Origin of the sequence: Streptomyces colwelliae, from assembly GCF_048158785.1 — a bacterium.
Lineage (GTDB): Bacteria > Actinomycetota > Actinomycetes > Streptomycetales > Streptomycetaceae > Streptomyces.
On record NZ_JBLTJC010000835.1, the window covers coordinates 1 to 953 of the forward strand.

At 75.4% G+C, this 953-nt stretch carries 1 protein-coding gene; it reads right to left on the minus strand.

What is annotated here, in order from left to right; translation table 11 throughout:
• The coding region (locus ACNFOC_RS54690; protein WP_416966353.1) for an AfsR/SARP family transcriptional regulator at positions 1-731 on the minus strand (731 nt) is incomplete at its 3' end.
• Positions 732-953 lie beyond the last annotated feature (222 nt).

The window sequence follows — 953 nt, forward strand, 5'->3', positions numbered from 1 at the left end:
GGGGCGACGCTGAGCAACTCGCCGTGCAGCGCCCGCAGTTCGGGCCCCGGGTCGGAGCCGAGCCGGTCCGCCAGCAGTTGTCGTACGTCCTCGTACGCGGCCAGTGCCTCCGCCGTGCGGCCCGTGGCGCGGAGAGCCTGAAGGCGCAGGGACTGGAGGGGTTCGTCGAGCGGGTGGGTGTCGCACAGGGCGGTCAGTTCGGGCAGGGCCGTGTCCGCCTCGCCGAGGGACACGGCCGCGGTGAGGCGGGCGCGGCGGGCGTCCAGGTGGCGGGTCTCCCAGCGGGCCGCCTCCGCCGTACGGTCGGGAAGGTCGGCCAGGGCCGGGCCGCTCCACAGGGCCAGCGCGTCGTCCAGGGCCTCCGCCGCCTTCGCGGGGTTGCCGTCGGCCAGCGCCCGCAGCCCCTCCCCCGTCAGCCGCTCGAAACGGTGCAGGTCGATGTCGTCGGGGGCGACGGCCAGCCGGTAGCCGCTCTCCGCCGAGGTGATCGCGTCGGCGCCGAGCACCCGGCGCAGCCTGCCCACCAGCGCCTGTAGCGCGCCCGTGGCGTCGGCGGGCGTGTCCACGCCCCACACCTCGTCCACCAGGAGGCTCGCGGGCACGGTCCTGCCGGGCCGCAGGGCGAGCACGGTGAGCAGAGCGCGCAGCCGCGCCCCGCCGACCGGGACGGGGGTGCCGTCGGGGCGTAGTGCCTGGGTGGTGCCGAGAATGCGATAGCGCACGGGGTCCATTGTCTCCGGTGGCGTGGAAAGCGGTCACGGGGATACGGCGGCGCGGCGCCGGACGCGGTACGGAGCCTCCCCGTGGAAGCCCCGAGGGGTGACGGGGTCGTAGAACGCGTGCCAGAGTCCCATGCGCCCACCTTCCCCGGAACCGGTGGCCACCCGCGAGACGTTTTCCCCTAGTGCCCGGTACCGTCGGGCTTCGCGATCAACCGACCCCCAGCAGGGAGC